Source organism: Streptomyces sp. NBC_01224, assembly GCF_036002945.1.
Classification (GTDB): Bacteria; Actinomycetota; Actinomycetes; order Streptomycetales; family Streptomycetaceae; genus Streptomyces.
In genome coordinates, this window is the sequence record NZ_CP108529.1 from 9,416,287 (window position 1) to 9,432,428 (window position 16,142).

The 16,142-nt window shown below is 68.5% G+C and carries 18 protein-coding genes and 6 pseudogenes; 14 read left to right on the forward strand and 10 right to left on the reverse strand.

Annotated features, from left to right (window positions below):
* Window positions 1-7 precede the first annotated feature (7 nt).
* A pseudogene (locus OG609_RS42995) lies at window positions 8-238 on the reverse strand (integrase core domain-containing protein); the annotation flags it as partial.
* A gap of 266 nt (window positions 239-504) precedes the next feature.
* On the opposite strand from OG609_RS42995, the gene OG609_RS43000 reads away from it, so the two are divergent.
* On the forward strand, window positions 505-858 hold the full coding sequence (locus OG609_RS43000) for a hypothetical protein (RefSeq protein WP_327277711.1): 354 nt from the start codon (window positions 505-507) through the stop codon (window positions 856-858).
* A gap of 117 nt (window positions 859-975) precedes the next feature.
* Window positions 976-1,662, forward strand: a complete 687-nt coding sequence (locus OG609_RS43005; protein ID WP_327277712.1) for a hypothetical protein — start codon at window positions 976-978, stop codon at window positions 1,660-1,662.
* A gap of 324 nt (window positions 1,663-1,986) precedes the next feature.
* On the opposite strand, the gene OG609_RS43010 is transcribed toward OG609_RS43005, so the two are convergent.
* From OG609_RS43010 to OG609_RS43040, 7 genes and pseudogenes are all read right to left on the reverse strand, one after another.
* Window positions 1,987-3,642 carry an ADP-ribosyltransferase domain-containing protein gene (locus OG609_RS43010; protein WP_327277713.1) on the reverse strand — a complete coding sequence of 552 codons (1,656 nt, stop codon included), beginning with the start codon at window positions 3,640-3,642 and terminating at the stop codon, window positions 1,987-1,989.
* 124 nt (window positions 3,643-3,766) lie between these two features.
* Window positions 3,767-4,435, reverse strand: coding sequence for a macro domain-containing protein (locus OG609_RS43015; protein WP_327277714.1), 669 nt, complete (start codon window positions 4,433-4,435; stop codon window positions 3,767-3,769).
* Between the two features lie 131 nt (window positions 4,436-4,566).
* Complete coding sequence (locus OG609_RS43020; protein ID WP_327277715.1) at window positions 4,567-4,914, reverse strand: hypothetical protein; 348 nt, start codon at window positions 4,912-4,914, stop codon at window positions 4,567-4,569.
* Window positions 4,911-5,123 carry a hypothetical protein gene (locus OG609_RS43025; protein ID WP_327277716.1) on the reverse strand — a complete coding sequence of 71 codons (213 nt, stop codon included), beginning with the start codon at window positions 5,121-5,123 and terminating at the stop codon, window positions 4,911-4,913. The genes OG609_RS43020 and OG609_RS43025 overlap by 4 nt, the downstream gene beginning before the upstream one ends.
* 119 nt (window positions 5,124-5,242) lie before the next feature.
* Window positions 5,243-5,503 carry a hypothetical protein gene (locus OG609_RS43030; RefSeq protein ID WP_327277717.1) on the reverse strand — a complete coding sequence of 87 codons (261 nt, stop codon included), beginning with the start codon at window positions 5,501-5,503 and terminating at the stop codon, window positions 5,243-5,245.
* 142 nt (window positions 5,504-5,645) lie between these two features.
* Window positions 5,646-6,442: pseudogene (locus tag OG609_RS43035) on the reverse strand (DUF5707 domain-containing protein).
* Window positions 6,443-6,574: 132 nt separating this feature from the next.
* Window positions 6,575-6,814 carry a hypothetical protein gene (locus OG609_RS43040; protein WP_327277718.1) on the reverse strand — a complete coding sequence of 80 codons (240 nt, stop codon included), beginning with the start codon at window positions 6,812-6,814 and terminating at the stop codon, window positions 6,575-6,577.
* A gap of 979 nt (window positions 6,815-7,793) precedes the next feature.
* On the opposite strand from OG609_RS43040, the pseudogene OG609_RS43045 reads away from it, so the two are divergent.
* The 7 genes and pseudogenes from OG609_RS43045 to OG609_RS43075 all read left to right on the forward strand — a co-directional run bounded on the left by OG609_RS43045 (window position 7,794) and on the right by OG609_RS43075 (window position 12,248).
* Window positions 7,794-9,184: pseudogene (locus tag OG609_RS43045) on the forward strand (IS1380 family transposase).
* A gap of 382 nt (window positions 9,185-9,566) precedes the next feature.
* Complete coding sequence (locus tag OG609_RS43050; protein WP_442818103.1) at window positions 9,567-9,848, forward strand: GGDEF domain-containing protein; 282 nt, start codon at window positions 9,567-9,569, stop codon at window positions 9,846-9,848.
* 779 nt (window positions 9,849-10,627) lie between these two features.
* Window positions 10,628-10,834 (forward strand): hypothetical protein, encoded by a 207-nt coding sequence (locus tag OG609_RS43055; protein ID WP_327277719.1) that lies wholly within the window; start codon window positions 10,628-10,630, stop codon window positions 10,832-10,834.
* Between the two features lie 128 nt (window positions 10,835-10,962).
* Entirely contained in the window at window positions 10,963-11,160 is a 198-nt protein-coding gene (locus OG609_RS43060) for a hypothetical protein (protein WP_327277720.1), read from the forward strand.
* 39 nt (window positions 11,161-11,199) lie between these two features.
* Entirely contained in the window at window positions 11,200-11,667 is a 468-nt protein-coding gene (locus OG609_RS43065) for a hypothetical protein (protein WP_327277721.1), read from the forward strand.
* Window positions 11,664-11,825 carry a hypothetical protein gene (locus tag OG609_RS43070; protein ID WP_327277722.1) on the forward strand — a complete coding sequence of 54 codons (162 nt, stop codon included), beginning with the start codon at window positions 11,664-11,666 and terminating at the stop codon, window positions 11,823-11,825. The genes OG609_RS43065 and OG609_RS43070 overlap by 4 nt, the downstream gene beginning before the upstream one ends.
* 105 nt (window positions 11,826-11,930) lie before the next feature.
* Window positions 11,931-12,248, forward strand: coding sequence for a hypothetical protein (locus OG609_RS43075; protein ID WP_327277723.1), 318 nt, complete (start codon window positions 11,931-11,933; stop codon window positions 12,246-12,248).
* Between the two features lie 160 nt (window positions 12,249-12,408).
* On the opposite strand, the pseudogene OG609_RS43080 reads toward OG609_RS43075, so the two are convergent.
* A pseudogene (locus OG609_RS43080) lies at window positions 12,409-12,546 on the reverse strand (dienelactone hydrolase family protein); the annotation flags it as partial.
* 25 nt (window positions 12,547-12,571) lie between these two features.
* On the opposite strand from OG609_RS43080, the pseudogene OG609_RS46600 reads away from it, so the two are divergent.
* From OG609_RS46600 to OG609_RS43095, 3 genes and pseudogenes are all read left to right on the forward strand, one after another.
* Window positions 12,572-12,661, forward strand: a pseudogene (locus OG609_RS46600) (hypothetical protein); the annotation flags it as partial.
* A 16-nt stretch (window positions 12,662-12,677) separates the two neighbouring features.
* On the forward strand, window positions 12,678-13,610 hold the full coding sequence (locus OG609_RS43090; RefSeq protein ID WP_385657193.1) for a transposase: 933 nt from the start codon (window positions 12,678-12,680) through the stop codon (window positions 13,608-13,610).
* A 93-nt stretch (window positions 13,611-13,703) separates the two neighbouring features.
* Window positions 13,704-14,495, forward strand: coding sequence for a class I SAM-dependent methyltransferase (locus tag OG609_RS43095; protein ID WP_327277724.1), 792 nt, complete (start codon window positions 13,704-13,706; stop codon window positions 14,493-14,495).
* 74 nt (window positions 14,496-14,569) lie between these two features.
* Here OG609_RS43095 and OG609_RS43100 read toward each other — a convergent pair whose 3' ends face one another.
* On the reverse strand, window positions 14,570-15,211 hold the full coding sequence (locus OG609_RS43100; protein WP_327277725.1) for a class I SAM-dependent methyltransferase: 642 nt from the start codon (window positions 15,209-15,211) through the stop codon (window positions 14,570-14,572).
* 92 nt (window positions 15,212-15,303) lie between these two features.
* On the opposite strand from OG609_RS43100, the pseudogene OG609_RS43105 reads away from it, so the two are divergent.
* Together OG609_RS43105 and OG609_RS43110 are read left to right on the forward strand one after the other, a co-directional pair.
* Window positions 15,304-15,612: pseudogene (locus tag OG609_RS43105) on the forward strand (hypothetical protein); the annotation flags it as partial.
* Complete coding sequence (locus OG609_RS43110) at window positions 15,609-16,049, forward strand: hypothetical protein (RefSeq protein ID WP_327277726.1); 441 nt, start codon at window positions 15,609-15,611, stop codon at window positions 16,047-16,049. The pseudogene OG609_RS43105 and the gene OG609_RS43110, both read left to right, overlap by 4 nt.
* The last annotated feature ends 93 nt before the right edge of the window (window positions 16,050-16,142 follow it).

Genomic DNA, 16,142 nt, shown 5'->3' on the forward strand with positions numbered 1-16,142 from the left:
CAGGGGTTCATGCGGCGAGTGAGGGTTTAGCTGTCCTGTGGTGCTGCTGTTCGAACTCCATCGGGGAGAGGTAGGACAGTGCACTGTGCCGGTGTCGGGCGTTGTAGTAGGTGAGCCACGCGAGAATCTCCAGCCTGGCCTGGCTCATCGTCGCGAATAGCTTCGTGTGCATTGTCTCCCTCTTCAGGCCCTGCCAGAAACTCTCGGCCAGGGCGTTGCAATGCTCGAGCCGACCTTGCGTGCGCGAGCAGGCCGCGGTTCACCATGGCCGGACGTCCAGTCGTCCACAAGTTCGACATCGCCCTCACCCCGTGGCGGCGTGAGTCGGCCGTGCGTGACTTCCTCTTGAGTGATGGACCAGCGGCGCTCCCCCCCCATGGCGTAGCAATGACTTGCGCCACCCTGTCGATTCCCGGTCGTACCGCCTCGTGTCGCTGCCCGGTGACGCTCCGACCTGCAACGCTCTGGCCAGGTAGGCAGCGCGCCGGCCAGCAAGGAGACGACATGTCAGAGACCACGCCTAACGCCAAGGGACCGGCGCCGGTCAAGCTCACGCCCGAAGCAACCGAGCCCGCACTCATCCCTGCCGACCAGGTCAAGCCCGAGGACATCGGCACACTGTCGATCGAGTACCGCGACGGTCAGCCCGTGATCACCGTCAGCAGCGGAACGGCAATCCCGCCGAAGGTCACGGTGGTGGACGAGCAGGGGAACCCGGTCGCGCTCTACAGCGCGGAGGGGATCACGGAGCCGCAGGCACGAGCGGCCTTCACGAGCGCGGACCACGCCCTCATCTACGAGGCGGAGCACGGACTCTTCGACGTCAGCTACGCGACTGCCTGGACTCTGGGGCGCTAGCCCGCCAGACATCGCCTTCGCCAGGTGGGTGAGCTCTACGGGCAAGCGGTTCGCAGGGTGACCCGGAAGCGATAACTAGTCGCCCGGTTCCTCCAGAAACACGACTACGACGCCGACGTGGCCGCCCAGTTCAAAGTACGCCGCCCCGGTGAGGCCGAGACGATGGACTGGGGCGAGTTCTGCCACGGCCCCACCCCCGGCGACCATGCCCGCCTGCACGCGCGTCTGACCACCGGGGCGAAACCCGGGCACCCGGTAGCCATCTACGGCCGCATCACCGCTGCTGAACAAGACGGCGAGAAGCGGCCGGTACTCCGGCTCGCCGACGGGCACGGCTTCACCGTACGCATCCGGTCCGACCATCCCAGCCCCCTCAACCCGCTCAAGGTCGGCGCCTACGTCCTGGCCGTCGGCGCCTGGGCAGTCTGGAAACCCCACCGAGGCAGACCCGAGCTGCGGATGTTCGCCAAGGAACACTGGCAACTCGCCCACTGGAACTACGACACCGCCACCGGCCACAGCGGCCAGCCCGCCTGCCCGCCACCGCTCTCCCTCGCCCAGCGCGCACTCCGCCAGGCCGGCGCGGCGGCAGCCAAACACAAGCCCGCACCGGGACGGGCGGCCCGCCTTTCCCCCAGGCGGCACCCCAGCGGGCCGCCCACGTCCGCCGCACCGCCAGAGGCTGCCCCGCCTGCGGTCCCGCCCTCGGCGCCAGCGGCACCGTCGATCGAGCCATCCCCCGGTCCGCCGACGCCGACGCCCCCCGCCCGGCCCGGCCGTACCGGATACGACGCCACCCGCTGAGCCGAAGCCCCCGGCACACCCGCCTCTGCCGCCGCGGCCGCCTGCACCACCACGACCGGCCGTCCCGCCCCTCCGCCGGACACGTCGGAGCTGGTGGCCCTTCGGCCGCCGCCGCTGAACCGGCAGTAGTGAAGCTACGGCAGCTGGTCAGCGTCGGGCAGAGCCAGGGGCGGGACCCGAACAACCTCCGGGAGATGGTCAGCCGTTGCGCAGCACTTCGAGCTCCGTCCAGGTCAGAGTGAAAGGCGAGGTACGGCTTTCCAGTCCTCTTCCACGGCACGGCTCAAGCCCGCCACGGGGCGCTCGTATGCCCGGCCCGGGGCGTCACGACACCAGGCCGGCCCCCTCCAGCTCGGTCAGCCGCACGGTGCACAGACCCCCACGCTCGGCCTTCACCTCCGTCACCTTCAGCTGCGTCCCCGGCGCGAGGATGTACTCCTCCTCACCCGTGAACGCGGAGAACCGCCGGATCCCCACCGCCCGCGCGGGCGTCACCTCGAACAGCGTCCGCCGGCCACGCCCGCCGAGGAACGCGCGGGCCACACCCAGCTCGGACGTGCACGACGACACGCCCCACCACGTCACCGTCCGCCCCAGCGGGTACTGGGACCGCAGATCCAGCGCCACACCACGCCACAGCGGCCGCGTCTGCGCCGGCAACGCCTCCATCGCCGAGAACAGCAACCGCAGGTACGGCAGGTACGGCACCACGCGCTCGCGGTCCGACGAGCGCAGCACGGCGTTGATCTCGCGGTAGAAGCCCGACTCGCACGTGTACAGGTAGAGGGCCGAGATCGCGTCGGCTGACAAGGCGCTCACGGCCTGCCCGGACAGCGCGCCCGCGGACGCCGCCGCGGCGGCCTTCGTCTCCCCGAAACGGCTCGACAGATCGATATGCCGATCCAGGTGCGCGAGCACCCGCGAGACCGGCTCGACGGCCTTCCGGAAGTCCATCAGCGGCGTGTCGAACACCCCGGTGACGGGCGGCAGGACGAGGCCCTCGTCCTTGACGCTGGTGAGCCGCTCCAGATACAGCTGGTGCAACTCCATCGTGGACGCGATGAACGCCCCCATCCGCTGCGCGACACCACCGTCCTCCGGCCCGCCTGTCCCCTGGTCCCAACCCTTCCGCGGCAGCCAGTCGACCGGCTCGGCCCCCACCGCCGCCAGGGCGTCGTTCACCTGGGCGAAGTGGTCGCCCTCGCAGAACAGATCCCCCTGCGCGGCCGGATTGGCGTGGTCCAGGTGACGGACCTGCACCCCCGGGTACTTCTTCTCCAGCCGCTGGACGACCCTCTTCAGACTCCGGGCGTGCGCGCCCCACCAGGCGAACACCACCCCCCGGGCGTCCTCCTCCACCGCGTCCTGCTTCGCCCGGAGGATCTCCTCGACGATCTGCTCGGCCACGGGGCGCCAGAACGACGTGTGCCGGTCGGTCGCCATCGCCCCGTCCGCGCTCGCTGTGAGGGACGCGTTCAGCAGCAGCACACCCTGGGTGAGCATCGCCTGGAACCACTCGGGCGGCTGAACCGTGTCCTCCTTCTTCAGCAGGGCGCGGACGTCGGCGATCGGGGTCTTCTTGACGATGCCGTACTTCCACATCGCGGCCGCCTTGATGAGGCAGCGGATGCTGACGACCCGGCCGAACTGGCTGTCCTTCCAGTCGTTGAAGGTGTTGTCGAACATCGCGATGCCGGTCGCGCTCTCCGCCCGCGGATAGGGGTTCTGTCCGAAGACGACCACCTTCCACTTCTCCGGCGGATGCGGCTTCAACGCCTGGAACGTCAGCTCGCGCACCGGAACGACCTCCGGGCTGCGCTTCGGGCCGATGAAGTCGGCGGCTCCCGGCTGCGCCTCGATCACCGGTCCGAGCAGCGGCAGCCACGGCTCGCCGCCACCGGTGAACAGGCCGGCCAGTCCCAGCGGATCCCCGGCCGGGCAACCGGCATCGCCCGCGGCCGTCACGTCGACATCACTCACGAGGGTGGAACTCCCGATACTCGAACCGGACGCCTCCACGGGCGCCCCGGCATGCTGAACAGATGCGGCAGGGTCGTCGCCGGTGTCCGCGCCCTGGGCGGCACCGGCCTGCGAGGTCTTCGGGTCAGTGACGAAAGGAAGGCCGCTGCGGCACGTTGATCCGGACCCGCCGTGCGGACCCCGCTCCCTCGATGTCGTCGAGCTGCCCCAGTACGGCGGCCCGCAACTCGTCGTAGTCCGCGAAACCGTGGTCGTGGAAGAGGGTGTAGCCCGTCCACATCAGGTTGGCGCACACCTTCGCGGGCACCTGCCCGGTCTGCGCGCCCATCCCGACGAGGGCCACCGACCGGATGCTGCCCGGCTTCGCCCGGTTCTGTAGATGTACCGCCTGGAAGGCGGCCGCGCAGGCCAGGGCCACGTTCATCGTGTCGCTGACGTTCTGCGACGACTGGCGCATGGTGGGCGTCGAGATCAGGTACCGGGGTACGTCCGCCCCGGACGTGACGCACACCGCGCTGCCCACCGGCAGCCGTCCGCCGAACCGGTCGCGGATCGCCCGCTGCACCCGCACCTGGATGCCCGCACCGAGGTACCGCTTGACGACGGCGTCGACCCCACCGTCCATCCGGCCACGCTCGTTGGTGGGGGAGACCCAGGCGTCGGCGTCCACATCGAGAAGGGAACCCCGCCTGATCTCGACCTCCGGCGTGTCCGCGAACGCGGACCTCCAGGCGGTCACCACCTCGTCGTTGACGTCGACCAGGACGACGCTCAACGCATTCCTGACACCCACGAATTCACCCCTCTCACCCCGTGATCTCGAACAATCCCGAAGCTACCGCGCACCACTGACAGCGCCGTTCGACAGGGTCGTTCGAGCAGTGGAGGCGGGGGGAGGGAGGAGCGGGAGCCGATGACGAGCGGTCAGGATCCCGCCGCCAGCGTGGCGACACCCGGCTCGGAGAGGTCGTCCAATACCACCCGGCGCCCCGACACGGCGAGCAGTAGGAAGAGGGCGGGGCCGGTCGCCTTCGGTCCGGTTCCGATCGCCAGGTCCGTGTCCGTCGCCGTCAGGCGGACCCGGTTCACCAGCTTCTGGCGCCACCGAACGAGGACCACTGCGGGCGCAGCACCGACCGGTGGGCGGCGCTCACCGCTGCCATGACCTTCGAGTACGGCGAAGACGAGATCCCCTTCGGAGAGCTCCTCGACTCCCTGGACGGCGCGCCCGCCCGAGCGCAGACATCCTGACCTTGCTGCTTCGCGAGTCACGCGGTCCGCTCCAACTGCGCGTCGACCCTGGCGGTTCCGGTGCGCTCGGCTCGGGCCCGGCGCAGGGCGGCGGCCTCGGTCGCTGCGACCAGACGACGCCGCTGTGCACGGACCGCCTCGATCGGGGCCGGCGCATCGTCCGGGACGACGTCGGGCTCGGGGAACGCCCGGCGGGGCAGCTCCCGCATCGCCTGGTTCTGCCGTTCCACCGCTTCCGCGATGGCCGGGTCCACCCGGGACGGCGGCGCGACGGCACGATGGGCTTCGAGGGCGAGGCGGTAGCCGTCCGGCGAGGTCCGGCACCGAACCGGCGCGGCTTGGGCCGGATCTACTGCGGGGCCGGGTCGGCAGCCCCCGCGGCGGGGCCGGCCTTCACGGCTGCGGGCCCCAGGACGTGCAGGGCGCGGACGTTCGCACCAGACGCCTTCGCATTGGCCGCCGCGACCAGCTTCGGCGCGATCCAACGCAGCTTCGTGCCGTACGCGGGAGCATCGGGGACGACGTCCAGGCGGCCAGTGTCCCCGTCGAAGCCCACGGCCTGGACCCGCCCGGCGGGCTCGGGCGCGGCCGCGGTGGGATGCCGTCCCACCGAGCGAGGACGCTGCCGTCGGCGGACCCCTCGAAGGGGCGATGAGGACGGCGTAGTTCCCGGCGGAAACGCCCCTCGCGGAAGCGACGAAGGGCCCGGCCTGCCGGGCCCTTCGGTTCTCTCGCTACCGCGCGCTGCGGGACTACTTCACGTCGACGAAGTCACCGGTGGCGTTGGCTGCGGGAGTCGAGGTCGTACCGGCGAAGCTCAGCGCCAGTAGCCGTCCTCCACCGCCTTGACCGTGGTCTTCAGCGTGCCGGTGTTGGAGCCCTTCACCGTTTTGACGGTGGTGTATGTGCTGCTGTTCTTCTTCCGGAACTGGAGTTTGACCGACTGGGACGCGTAGCCCGCGTACTTACGGGTGTCCCAGTTGGCCCGGTCCAGCTTGCCCGTGACCGTGATGGTGCTGCCTTTCTTCACGGGCTCCGGGGAGGCGTTGGCCGTCAGCCGCGACAGCCGCTGGAACCTGACCGAGGAGAACGTGTCCTTCTCGGTGAAGTTCCCGTCCTTGCCCCATGCGCCGGCGTAGACCCGCCAGGTCGTAGCGTTGGTGTTCCACAGGTATCCGGGATCGACCGTGATGGTGAGGGTGCAGGTCGAGGTTGTGGCGTTCGCGGCCTTGCACTTGGCCCTTTCCCCGTACGGGTGGAACCCGAAGCCGTACAGGTTCGGGTTGCTGTCGCGGCCTCTCCAGATGTAGGAGAGAGCGTCCTCGATGCCCGAGGAGTGGGACGCGGTGACGGAGACCGTCACCTTCTTGGTGGCGGTGGTACCGAGCACGATCGGCTTTCCACTGTTCACAACGACCTTGCTGATCACCGGGGCGGCGTCCGCTCGCGTCAGCGCGAACGAAGGGCTGCTCGCCTGAGAGACCGGCACGGCGAGGGCGGACAGGGCCAGGGCGCCGGAGACAGCGGCAACAGTGGCACGAATACGCATTTGTTCCCCAAGTCTGGTCTGTGGGTCTGCTGACCCGACAGACCAGACCTGGGGCGAACGCGAAAGGTTGTACACAAAGATGAAATCTTCGCGAAGATCGGTTTGAGACGGCCAACACCCCGCTCCGCCCCGTCAGTCGAACCAGCGGTCCCTGGCCAGCTCCGCCGTCCGCGACGAATCTGCCGAGTGCTTGCCGTACCGCTCGATGTGGTCGTGGCTGCGGGGCGAGGCGTCGATGCTGGCAGGGGCAAGGATTGTCAGTTGGTGCACGCCGACAGCCGTGTTGACCTGCTGCTGGTGGAGGGTGAGCTGGGCACGGTGGGCGTCGGAGACGGGGCGCCGGCCCGGAACGAGGCCTGACAGTCCCGACATCGTACGGAGCGCCGGTCGACCGCACGACGTGGCACCGATCCCCGGAGGGGCTGCTCCGTAGCTCCGTTGTGGACAAGGCCTGTTCGTGGGCCTGTGAGCCCCGTTCTCCTACGGCCTGTTCCGCCTGGCCGAGAAGCACGTCGGCCCGCGGTTCGGCTGGCTGCTCGGGTACGCGAAGCCGCCTGTGTACGACGCCAACCTGTCGACCGGCTGAGGTCGTAGCGACTGCGGCCCCCGCCAGTGGCGGGGGCCGCAGTCGCTCTTGGAGCGAGGTTTCCACCGTGGCAGTCGCCCCGGTTGCCCCCGAAGGCTGGCGCCGCGGTAAACGGAATCGATGGAGAGCGCCCCCAGACGGATTCAGCCGACCTATCTGGGACCAGTTCTCCTCTCGGGTGATCTACTCCGCCTATTGCTCGACTGTGAGGGCCCAGCGAACCGTCGAGGGGCCCCAGTCTCAAGTTACGATCAGTTCTTTTTGGTGACTCTAGGATTTCGATCACGTGTATGACTTACTGAGGCCATGGCCATAACCTGCAAGTGCTGAATCGGTGATCTTCGCCGCAGGATGGCGGGCACGAACCATCTGCAAACGCCGTCGCCCACTCCCACCCCACGCTCCTGGCGGAGGGCTTCAACCAGGTCGTGTTCGCCGACAGCCTGTCCAGTCGGCCTTGTCGCTGTGCTGACGGAAGGTCATCGGGAGTTCCCTCTGCGTCACTGTGTCCTCACCTTCCGCTGGGCGCAGTCTCGTACCTGGCACACCGGATTCGCCGACACCGGCGTGCGGCGCAGCAGGGCCAATGCCTGTACCCGCTCGGCACTCTTCAGCCCCCGTCGAGCACCGCACAGCATCTAAGCCTTGATCCACCGATCTGATGGCTGTGGATGACTCTTCGAGAAACAAGGAAGTGCCTTGTGACCTGCGATGATGGGAGTTCTTGAGGCTTCCAGCACGCACGATCGGCAAGGCACTTCCGAGATGCAAGTTTCCCATACTCCAGCGGCGGTCTCCGCTGCGTTCGATGACCCGAATCTGGTCGCGCATGCCGGGCTGGTTCCGGTGATGCGGCTGGCCGAACGGTGCGGGCTGTCGGGCCTGGTGGCGCAGAAGGTGAAGCTGAGCGGGACGAGGAACGGCGCGGGTGCGTCGGCGGACGTCAAGGTCAGCAGCATCGTGGCCGGCATGGCGGCGGGCGCGGACAGTATCGACGACCTCCATATCCTGCGGCACGGCGCGATGCCGGCCCTGTTCCGGGGGCCCGTGCGCCGTCCACGCTGGGCACCTTCCTCCGTTCGTTCACCCACGGTCACGCACTCCAACTCCACGCTGTCCACCGCAGGTTCCTCGGTCAACTGGCCGCGCACGCCCCGCTGCTGCCCGGTGCCGGCGACAAGGCGTTCATTGATATCGACTCCACCCACAAGCGGGTCTACGGCCGGGCCAAGCAGGGTGCCGAGTACGGCCGGTTCAAGGGCATCCGCACCCTGCACCCCCTGCTCGCCACGATCTGCACCCCGCACGCGCGGCCGGTGATCGCCACAGTACGGATGCGCCGCGGCAAGGCAGCCGATTCCCGTGGGGCCCCGAAGTTCGTCAGTGAGGCGCTGTCCACCGCCGTCGAGGCGGGCTGCACCGGCACCCGGATCCTGCGAGCGGACTCGCAGTTCTACAACGCCGGGGTGATCTCGGCCTGCCGCCGGGCTGGAGCCCACTTCTCGATTACCTGCGGGTTGAACCCCTCCATCAAACGGGCCGTCCTCGGCATTCCCGACCAGGCCTGGCAGCAGATCACATACCCGACCGCGGTGCCCGATCCTGCAACCGGTGAGCTCGTCTCGGACGCCGAAGTCGCCGAGATACCCGCCTACACCGCCTTCGCCAGCCGCACGAAAGCGGAGCGGGTCACCGCGCGGCTGATCGTGCGCCGGGTCCGTGACCTGGCCAAACCCGCCATTGTGGGTGAGCAGGGCGAGTTGTTTCCCGTCTGGCGCTACCACCCGTTCTTCACCGACCAGCCTGCACAAACCCTCCAGGCCGAACGCGAACACCGCCACCACGCGGTCATCGAGCAGGTCATCGCCGACAGCAAAGCCTCCGCCCTGGCCCACCTGCCCTCCGCACACTTCCACGCCAACGCAGCATGGCTCACCCTGTGGGCGATGACCTACAACCTGCTGCGGGCCACCGGCGCACAAGCCTCCGCCTTCCACGCCAGGGCCACCACCGCCACGATCCGCACCCACCTGGTCCATGTTCCGGCCCGGATCGCCCACTCCGCCCGCCGCATCACACTGCACCTACCGCACAACTGGCCCTGGCAGCACGCCTGGACACACCTGTTCTCCACGGCCCACGGACCGGCCGGCTGATACGAACAGCCCCTGCCCACCCCGCCCGCAAGGGCCCGACCGGAACCGAACCGTGGAAATGCTGGGCAGACCAGCGGAAACAACCTGCCCTCACCCGACCACCCGACCCCAAGCCGATCAAAAGACCACTCTCAAACCACCTCGGTGGATCAAGGCTAAGACGCATCGGTTCTGGGTAGCCAGCACCGACCGGGACCGACTCGAAAACCTCGCGCCATTCATTCCGTGCGAGGCCAGCTGGTAGAAGCCGGGCCGGTATCCGCAGGCGCCCCAGCCGGCCCTACGAGCTGTAGCTCTGCCCCGGGACAACCGCTCTGCTTGGCGGCTTGACAGGGCCCGTATCAAGGTCGCACGCCAGCACGCCTCCGCCACCAACGCCGAGCTGCCGAAAGGTCGTTGCGGTGGCGGTGGTCTTGTTCCATCGGCGGCACGCCGATGCTCATGGACCTGCGCGAATCCGGCCCTGGTCATGGTTGACGCCGACCACTTCAAGGCCGTGAACGACACGATGGGCCACCCGGCCGGCGACGCCGTCCTCGCGGCCTTCGGCACTCGGCTCACCGCGTGGGCGGGCCCGCACGCGTCCGTCGGCAGGCTCGGAGGCGATGAACCGTTGACTGAACTAACTCGATCATTTTCGCAGGTCAGACGGCATTTCTGCTAGCTTCCGTGGATGCTTGGACGTGATCCGGAGAGGGAGTTAGCGAGCTTCGTGCTGCCCGAGGCCGGACAGCTGGCAGAGACGGGAGATCGATGGAGGCCGTTTGTCCTCCTGGACGCGGACGGGGTCGAGATCGAACCCGTGGCCGCCTTCTTCGCGGAGCTGCTGGCTTGTGACAAGTCAGCAGCCACGATCCGGTCGTACGGAATGGATCTGCTGCGTTGGTGGCGCTTCCTGTGGGGCTGGGGGATCGCTTGGGATCGTGCAGTCCGGTCGCCGGTGAACAGCCACAGGGCCATGTCCCACTCGTCCGGACGCCAGTCGGGGTCGATGCGCCCCGTGAGGTAGGTCCGCCACTCCTCCAGTGCGGGCCCACTGCATCACGACCGCTTGCAGCCACGGCTGCCGGATCTCGGTGAAGTCCGCCGTCCCTGCGTGGCGGCGCGGCCGGACACCGGTAGCCGAGCCGATCCCGAGAGCCGGCAGGTCCCACACAACCCGCTGCGTGGCGTCGAAGCCGTTGAAGTCATCGAAGGCCACCCGCAGATGACGCAGCATTTCCTGGGCATGGGCGATGACACTGGTGGTGCGGCCGAACGCCTGCCGGGTGACGCTCTCCGGCGGGGCCAGGACAAGCCGCGCATGACCAGCACCCTGGAGCTGGTCGAGCGCATAACGCCGAGCCGAACGAGGACGAGATCGGCAAAGCCCTACCCGAGTCGGTCATCGCCCAACTCGACCGCCTTCAGGACACGTTGGGCGATAGCCTCTCCCATGGTTCGATGCCTTCTGAAGAGGTCAAGGAGATGTGCCGCACCCTCTACGCGGTCATGCGGGACACCGGCCGGCGCCCCAACGAGGTCGTCACCTTGAAGGTGGGGTGCCTGGAGCGGATCGACGGCCACTACAACCTGATCTGGGACAACAACAAGGGCAAGCGACTGCGGCGACGCCTGCCCGTCGACATCGAATCCGCGGAGATCATTTAGTGGTGGGAACGCCGCCGGGCGGCGCTGGCCGACTTCGAGCACGGTGACGGCTACCTGTTTCCCGCTGCCACGGAGCGCAAGGAGACGGGGCATCTCGGAGCGGACTTCCCCTCCCGCATGCTTCGGGTTTGGTGGACGCCCTGCCGCAACTGGACTCCGAGATCCCCGGCGAAGACGGCCAGCCGCTGCCGTTCGACCGGTCCCTGATCTTCCCCTACGCCTTCCGGCACGCGTTCGCCCAGCGCTGTGCGGACGCCGGCATCGCCCTGGACATCCTCAAGGATTTTATGGATCATAAGGACTCAAAAACGACGATTGGGTATTAGAAGGTCCCGCTCAAGCGGAAGCGGGCAGCGGTCGAGGTGGTGCGCAAGCACGCCCTGAACCGTGGCGGACGCCCGGCGCCGATGCCCTCCAACGCCGCCTACGAGCGCAGTTCCGTGGCGGCGCCGTTCGGCGGCTGCGTCGAGCCCAGCAACGTCAAGGCCGGCGGGAAGGCATGCCCGCTCCGCTTCCGTTGCGCGGGCTGCGACTTCTACCGGCCCGACCCGTCCTACCTGCCCGTCATCGAGGACCACATCCGCACCATGAAGGCTGAACGCGAGACCGCGCAGGCACTGGACGCCGCGGAGTGGGTGGTCCGGAACATGAACGAGGAGATCGACGCCTACAGGCGCGTCGCCGCCAACATGAAGAGGAAGATCGAGGATCTGACCGCTGAGGAGCGGGCCGAGATTGAAGAGGCGAGCGAGATCCTACGCAGGACCCGCGCCTCGAACGGCCGCACCCTGCTCCCGCTGACCGTCCTCCAGCAGCCGGGCGGTGCCCAGTGAGCGGCAAGCGTGTCCCCGCCGAGGTCCTCAAGGCAGCCCGTCTCCGCGACAGCCAGACCAAGCGGACCAAAGTCCTGGCGGTATTGCACGACATGGTCGCCCGCGGCGAGCCCGTCACTTTCGCGGCCGTCGCCAAGACAGCCGGGGTGTCCAACTGACTGGTCTACGCCGAGGGCGTCCGTGAGCACATCGACGCCGCCCGTGCTCGGCAGGCCGTGCACCCGCCGAAGCCCAGCGCAGAGGCTTCCGTCAGCTCGGCGGGCTTGAAGACCGATCTGGCGCTGGCTCGTCAGGAGATCACCGCACTGCGGGAGGAGCGGGACAAGCTCAAGGACGCCGTGCGACGACAGCTGGGGCAGCAACTCGACCAGGTCGGCACGGGCGAGTTGGCGGCCCGCATCGACGAGCTCAGCCGCCAGAACGCCGAGCTGACCGCCGAGAGAGACGCGCTGACTCGGGGCAACGCCGAGTGGGAGGAGAAGCTTGCCGAGGCGGAGGAGGACCGGGACGCGGCTCGCGCGAGCCTGCGCAGGATGATGCGCAGGGAGAACACCAACCCGGATGTCCCCGAAGCCGGATGAGCCCTGTCATCGGGCGGAGCCGGTTCCCGCCGTCGAGTGGGAACACCCTCGCAGAGCACCTCGTCACAATTTCTCTGAGCTGCGGTGATGTGCCACAAACCGGAGCGGGTGGCGGTCTACCGGCCTGGCTCGCGGCCCGGAATCGCGGTTGCTGACCAGATCACTCCGTTACGGGCAGGCACTCGGCGAGCAGGTCGATGACGTCGTGCCAGGCGCGCTGCGCGTGCTGTGGGTGGAAGCCGACGCCGGGGACCACGGGGTGGTCGACCGGCGGGTGGTGGAAGGCGTGCAAGGCGTGCCAGCGTCGCTCGTTCACCGAGTCGATCCCGCCAGTACCGCCACGTAAGCGGCTAACCACACGATTACGGGCTGCGGCCGGGGCGGCGGTGGCCGATCAGGGCCGCACGGTCGTCCAGGCGGCCCGCGACTATGCGCTCTCCTGGCCGGTCGTTGCGGCGGCGTTCACCAGTCACGCCCGGGCGGTGCTGTCGGCCCAGCCCGAGCCGGTGCAGGCGCTCGGTATCGACGAGATCCGCCGAGGCCAGCCGAGATGGATCCCCGACGAGGCTACCGGGATCTGGCAGACCGCCGTGGACCGTTGGCACGTCGACTTCGTCGACCTGTCCGGCAAAGCAGGGCCTGCTCGGGCAGGTCGAAGGCCGCACCGCCCAGGCGGTCATCGACTGGCTGGCCGACCGCGACCAAGCCTGGCGCGACGCGGTCCAGTACGTCGCGATCGACATGTGCACGATCTTCAAGTCGGCGATCCGCCGGGTCCTGCCGCAGGCCACCCTGGTCGTGGACCACTTCCACCTGGTGCAGCTGGCGAACCAGACCCTCACCGAGGTCCGCCGCCGGGTCACCGTGACCCACCGCGGCCGGCGCGGCCGCAAGGGCAACCGCGAGTGGGAACTGCGCAACCGGCTCACCCGCTCCGCCGCCCGGATGCGCGGCGAGCACGTCGACGCTCTCCTCGACGAGCTGTCCAACCTGCCCAGGGTGATCGGCGCGCCGATCACCGTTGCGTGGAACGCCAAGGAAGACCTCCTGGACCTGCTTGCCACCGCCCGGACCCGCCCGGACCGGGAACAGGTCCGCGATCTGCTGTACCGGTTCTACCGCCGATGCGCCGACGCCGACCTTCCCGAACTGCAGCGCCTAGCCACAACCGTCGAGACATGGTGGCCAGAGATCCTTGCGTTCCTGCACACTGGGATCACCAACGCTGGCTCCGAAGGCACCAACCGGGTCATCAAGACCATCGCCCGCGACGCCTACGGCTTCCGCAACCCCGGCAACCAGCGCTTACGCACCCGCTGCGCGACCACCCGTCGAGCCCGTGGACACCTCGATGCCCGCTAATTTCGTTGAGCCCGCACCCTGCAATCGTGTTGGCTAGCGGCACCGAACTGTCAGTACCGCAGGTGTCCGCTTGGCTGTAGCAGGGAGTTAAACGTGCAGGACATTGTTGTCGACCCCGTTGCCCACAATCGGGCAGCCTGGGACAAGTATGCCCAAGAGGGCAACGAGTGGTCGAGGCCGGTGAGTGCTGAGGATGTCGAACGCGCCCGCATGGGCGACTGGTCGATTGTTCTCATCGGGCGTGAGCCAGTCGACCGCTCCTGGCTGCCGACGGACCTGACCGGCAAGGACGTGTTGTGCCTGGCCTCCGGCGGTGGCCAGCAGGGTCCGATCCTCGCCGCCGCAGGGGCGCGGGTCACCGTATTCGACAACTCACCCCGCCAGCTCGGCCAGGACCAGATGGTGGCGGCGCGCGACGGACTCGAGCTGCGCACCGTCCTAGGCGACATGCGCGACCTCAGCGCCTTCGGCGACGCAACATTCGACGTCGTATTCCATCCGGTCTCTAACCAATTCGTACCAGACTTGGCACCGGTGTGGCGTGAGTGCTTCCGCATCCTGCGACCGGGCGGAACTCTGCTCGTGGGCTTCCTCAACCCTGATGTGTACTTGTTCGACCACAAGGCGCTCGACGAGCGCGGCGAGCTGGTCGTCGTGCACAAGCTGCCCTACAGCGATGTCACGCAGTACTCCGCCGAGGAACGCGCCACGAAGTTCGGCGCGGATGCCCCTCTTGAATACAGCCACACCCTCACCGACCAGATCGGCGGGCAACTCGCCGCGGGGTTCGTCCTCACCGGCTTCGCGGAAGCGCCGCACCAATCCAACGCATCCGCTCAATACATGTCGAACTATTTTGCGACGCTGGCGGTCAAGCCGGGCTGACCCAGCCGTGGGGCCGGCCCAGACGGCCGTGTCTCCGAATGGCCAAGTGGAGCGCTGTGCCAGCCCGACCCCCACTAACTTCGCTGAGCCACGATCGTTGGGCCAAACAATTCTCCGGGATCGTCGACCAGGCCCCAACCCTCATCGGTGCCGCGCACGTCTTCTTCGAGTGGCGGATGACCCCAATCAGGGTTCCCTGGGCAGAACCGCTCGTGGAGATCGGCGGTCTCGGCATACACCTCCGGTTCTCCCGGCCGGCGGACAACGACGTGGCCGAGCAGCGCCATCCAGCCTCCGGGATGGAGCATGTCGTGCGCTCGCTGCCAGCCAATCGACGGGTCAACCCAGTGCCACGACGACGCAGCCACGAGGACATCGAAGCGTCGACCGCGGTTGTCCCACTCCTCAAACGTCGACGTCTCGACTTCGACGTTGCGGAAGGAAGCGATCCGGTGGCGAGCGAGTGCGGCCATGTCTGCCCCAGGCTCGACGGCAGTCACTGAGCATCCGAGCGCTGCTAGCGAGCGCGTCGCCTGACCGGTACCGCAGCCCACCTCCAGCACCGACGACCGTTCGTCCATGCTGGTGACGGCGCCAAGCTCCGCGAACAACTCCTCGGGGTATCCCGGCCGGACCCGGTCGTAGAGCTCCGGCACCTCGTTGAACACTCGTCCGAGGTCGTGTCGATTTGGGCGCATCTTCGGATCACCAGTCACAAATGCACAAGCTATGAGGTCCGTCCACGAAAATGCCACTGGTTTACCGGCAGCTGCTGCGCTGCCTCCGGTAGTTCAGAGAAGAGTTCGCGGTCGTCTTGGAGCTGCCTGTCGAACGCCGCGCGCACCGCCTGGAGCAGCCGGTCCGGATGCTGCACACGCCGGTCACCCTGGACGACGGCCGTACGGTCGACTTCGCCGCCTCGGTCGGCGCCGCGACGCCGGACGTCATCAGCAGCCGCGACCTGACCGCGTTGCAGAGGGCGGCCGACGCTGCTCTGTACGACGGGAAGCACTCCGGCCGCGCCCACCTCGCCACCGCCGCCCACGCCACCAGGCCGTCTGTCAACGGCCGCCGCGCGGGACGGCCGGGCACGGCCGTGTGGGGGCGAGCCGCATGAGCACGGCCACGCTGCCCCAAGGCGACTGGCTCCGCGGCATCAGCATCAGGCAGCCGTACACGGCGTGCATCCTCGCCGGTGCCAAGACGGTGGAGAACCGGCCCAACCGATGGCGGCCGGGCTGGGTGCTGCTGCACGCGAGCAAGACCGTCGACCAGCCCGCCCTGCGCATCCCGCTGATCGGCCGCACGATCCGCGGCCGCGAACTGGTCACGGGCGTCGTGGTCGGCGTCGCCCGGATCACCGACTGCCACCAGGACCCCGAAGGATCGCCGCCCTGTTCGCAATGGGCGCACCCCGACGCGTGGCACCTGGTGCTCGCGGACGTCCAGGAGCTGCCCCTGCCCATCCCCGCACGCGGGCAGGTCGTGCCCTGGAAGCCGACACCGGACCTGGTGGCGCAGGTGCTTCAGCAGCTGCCCGACTTCCGGCTGTGACCCGCACACGAGGCAAGAAGCCGCCGCCGGGGGCCGGGTCTGGTCCCGGCCCCCGGCGGCCTCCTCGACTGGCGCGACTGCCAGCACTTAGCC

Coding starts and splice junctions, on each gene's coding strand:
- OG609_RS43000 (WP_327277711.1), top strand. CDS start 505: ATGTCAGAGACCACGCCTAACGCCAAGGGACCGGCGCCGGTCAAGCTC.
- OG609_RS43090 (WP_385657193.1), top strand. CDS start 12,678: ATGCGCTCTCCTGGCCGGTCGTTGCGGCGGCGTTCACCAGTCACGCCC.
- OG609_RS43040 (WP_327277718.1), bottom strand. CDS start 6,814: ATGTCGGGACTGTCAGGCCTCGTTCCGGGCCGGCGCCCCGTCTCCGAC.
- OG609_RS43110 (WP_327277726.1), top strand. CDS start 15,609: ATGAGCACGGCCACGCTGCCCCAAGGCGACTGGCTCCGCGGCATCAGC.
- OG609_RS43055 (WP_327277719.1), top strand. CDS start 10,628: ATGCCTTCTGAAGAGGTCAAGGAGATGTGCCGCACCCTCTACGCGGTC.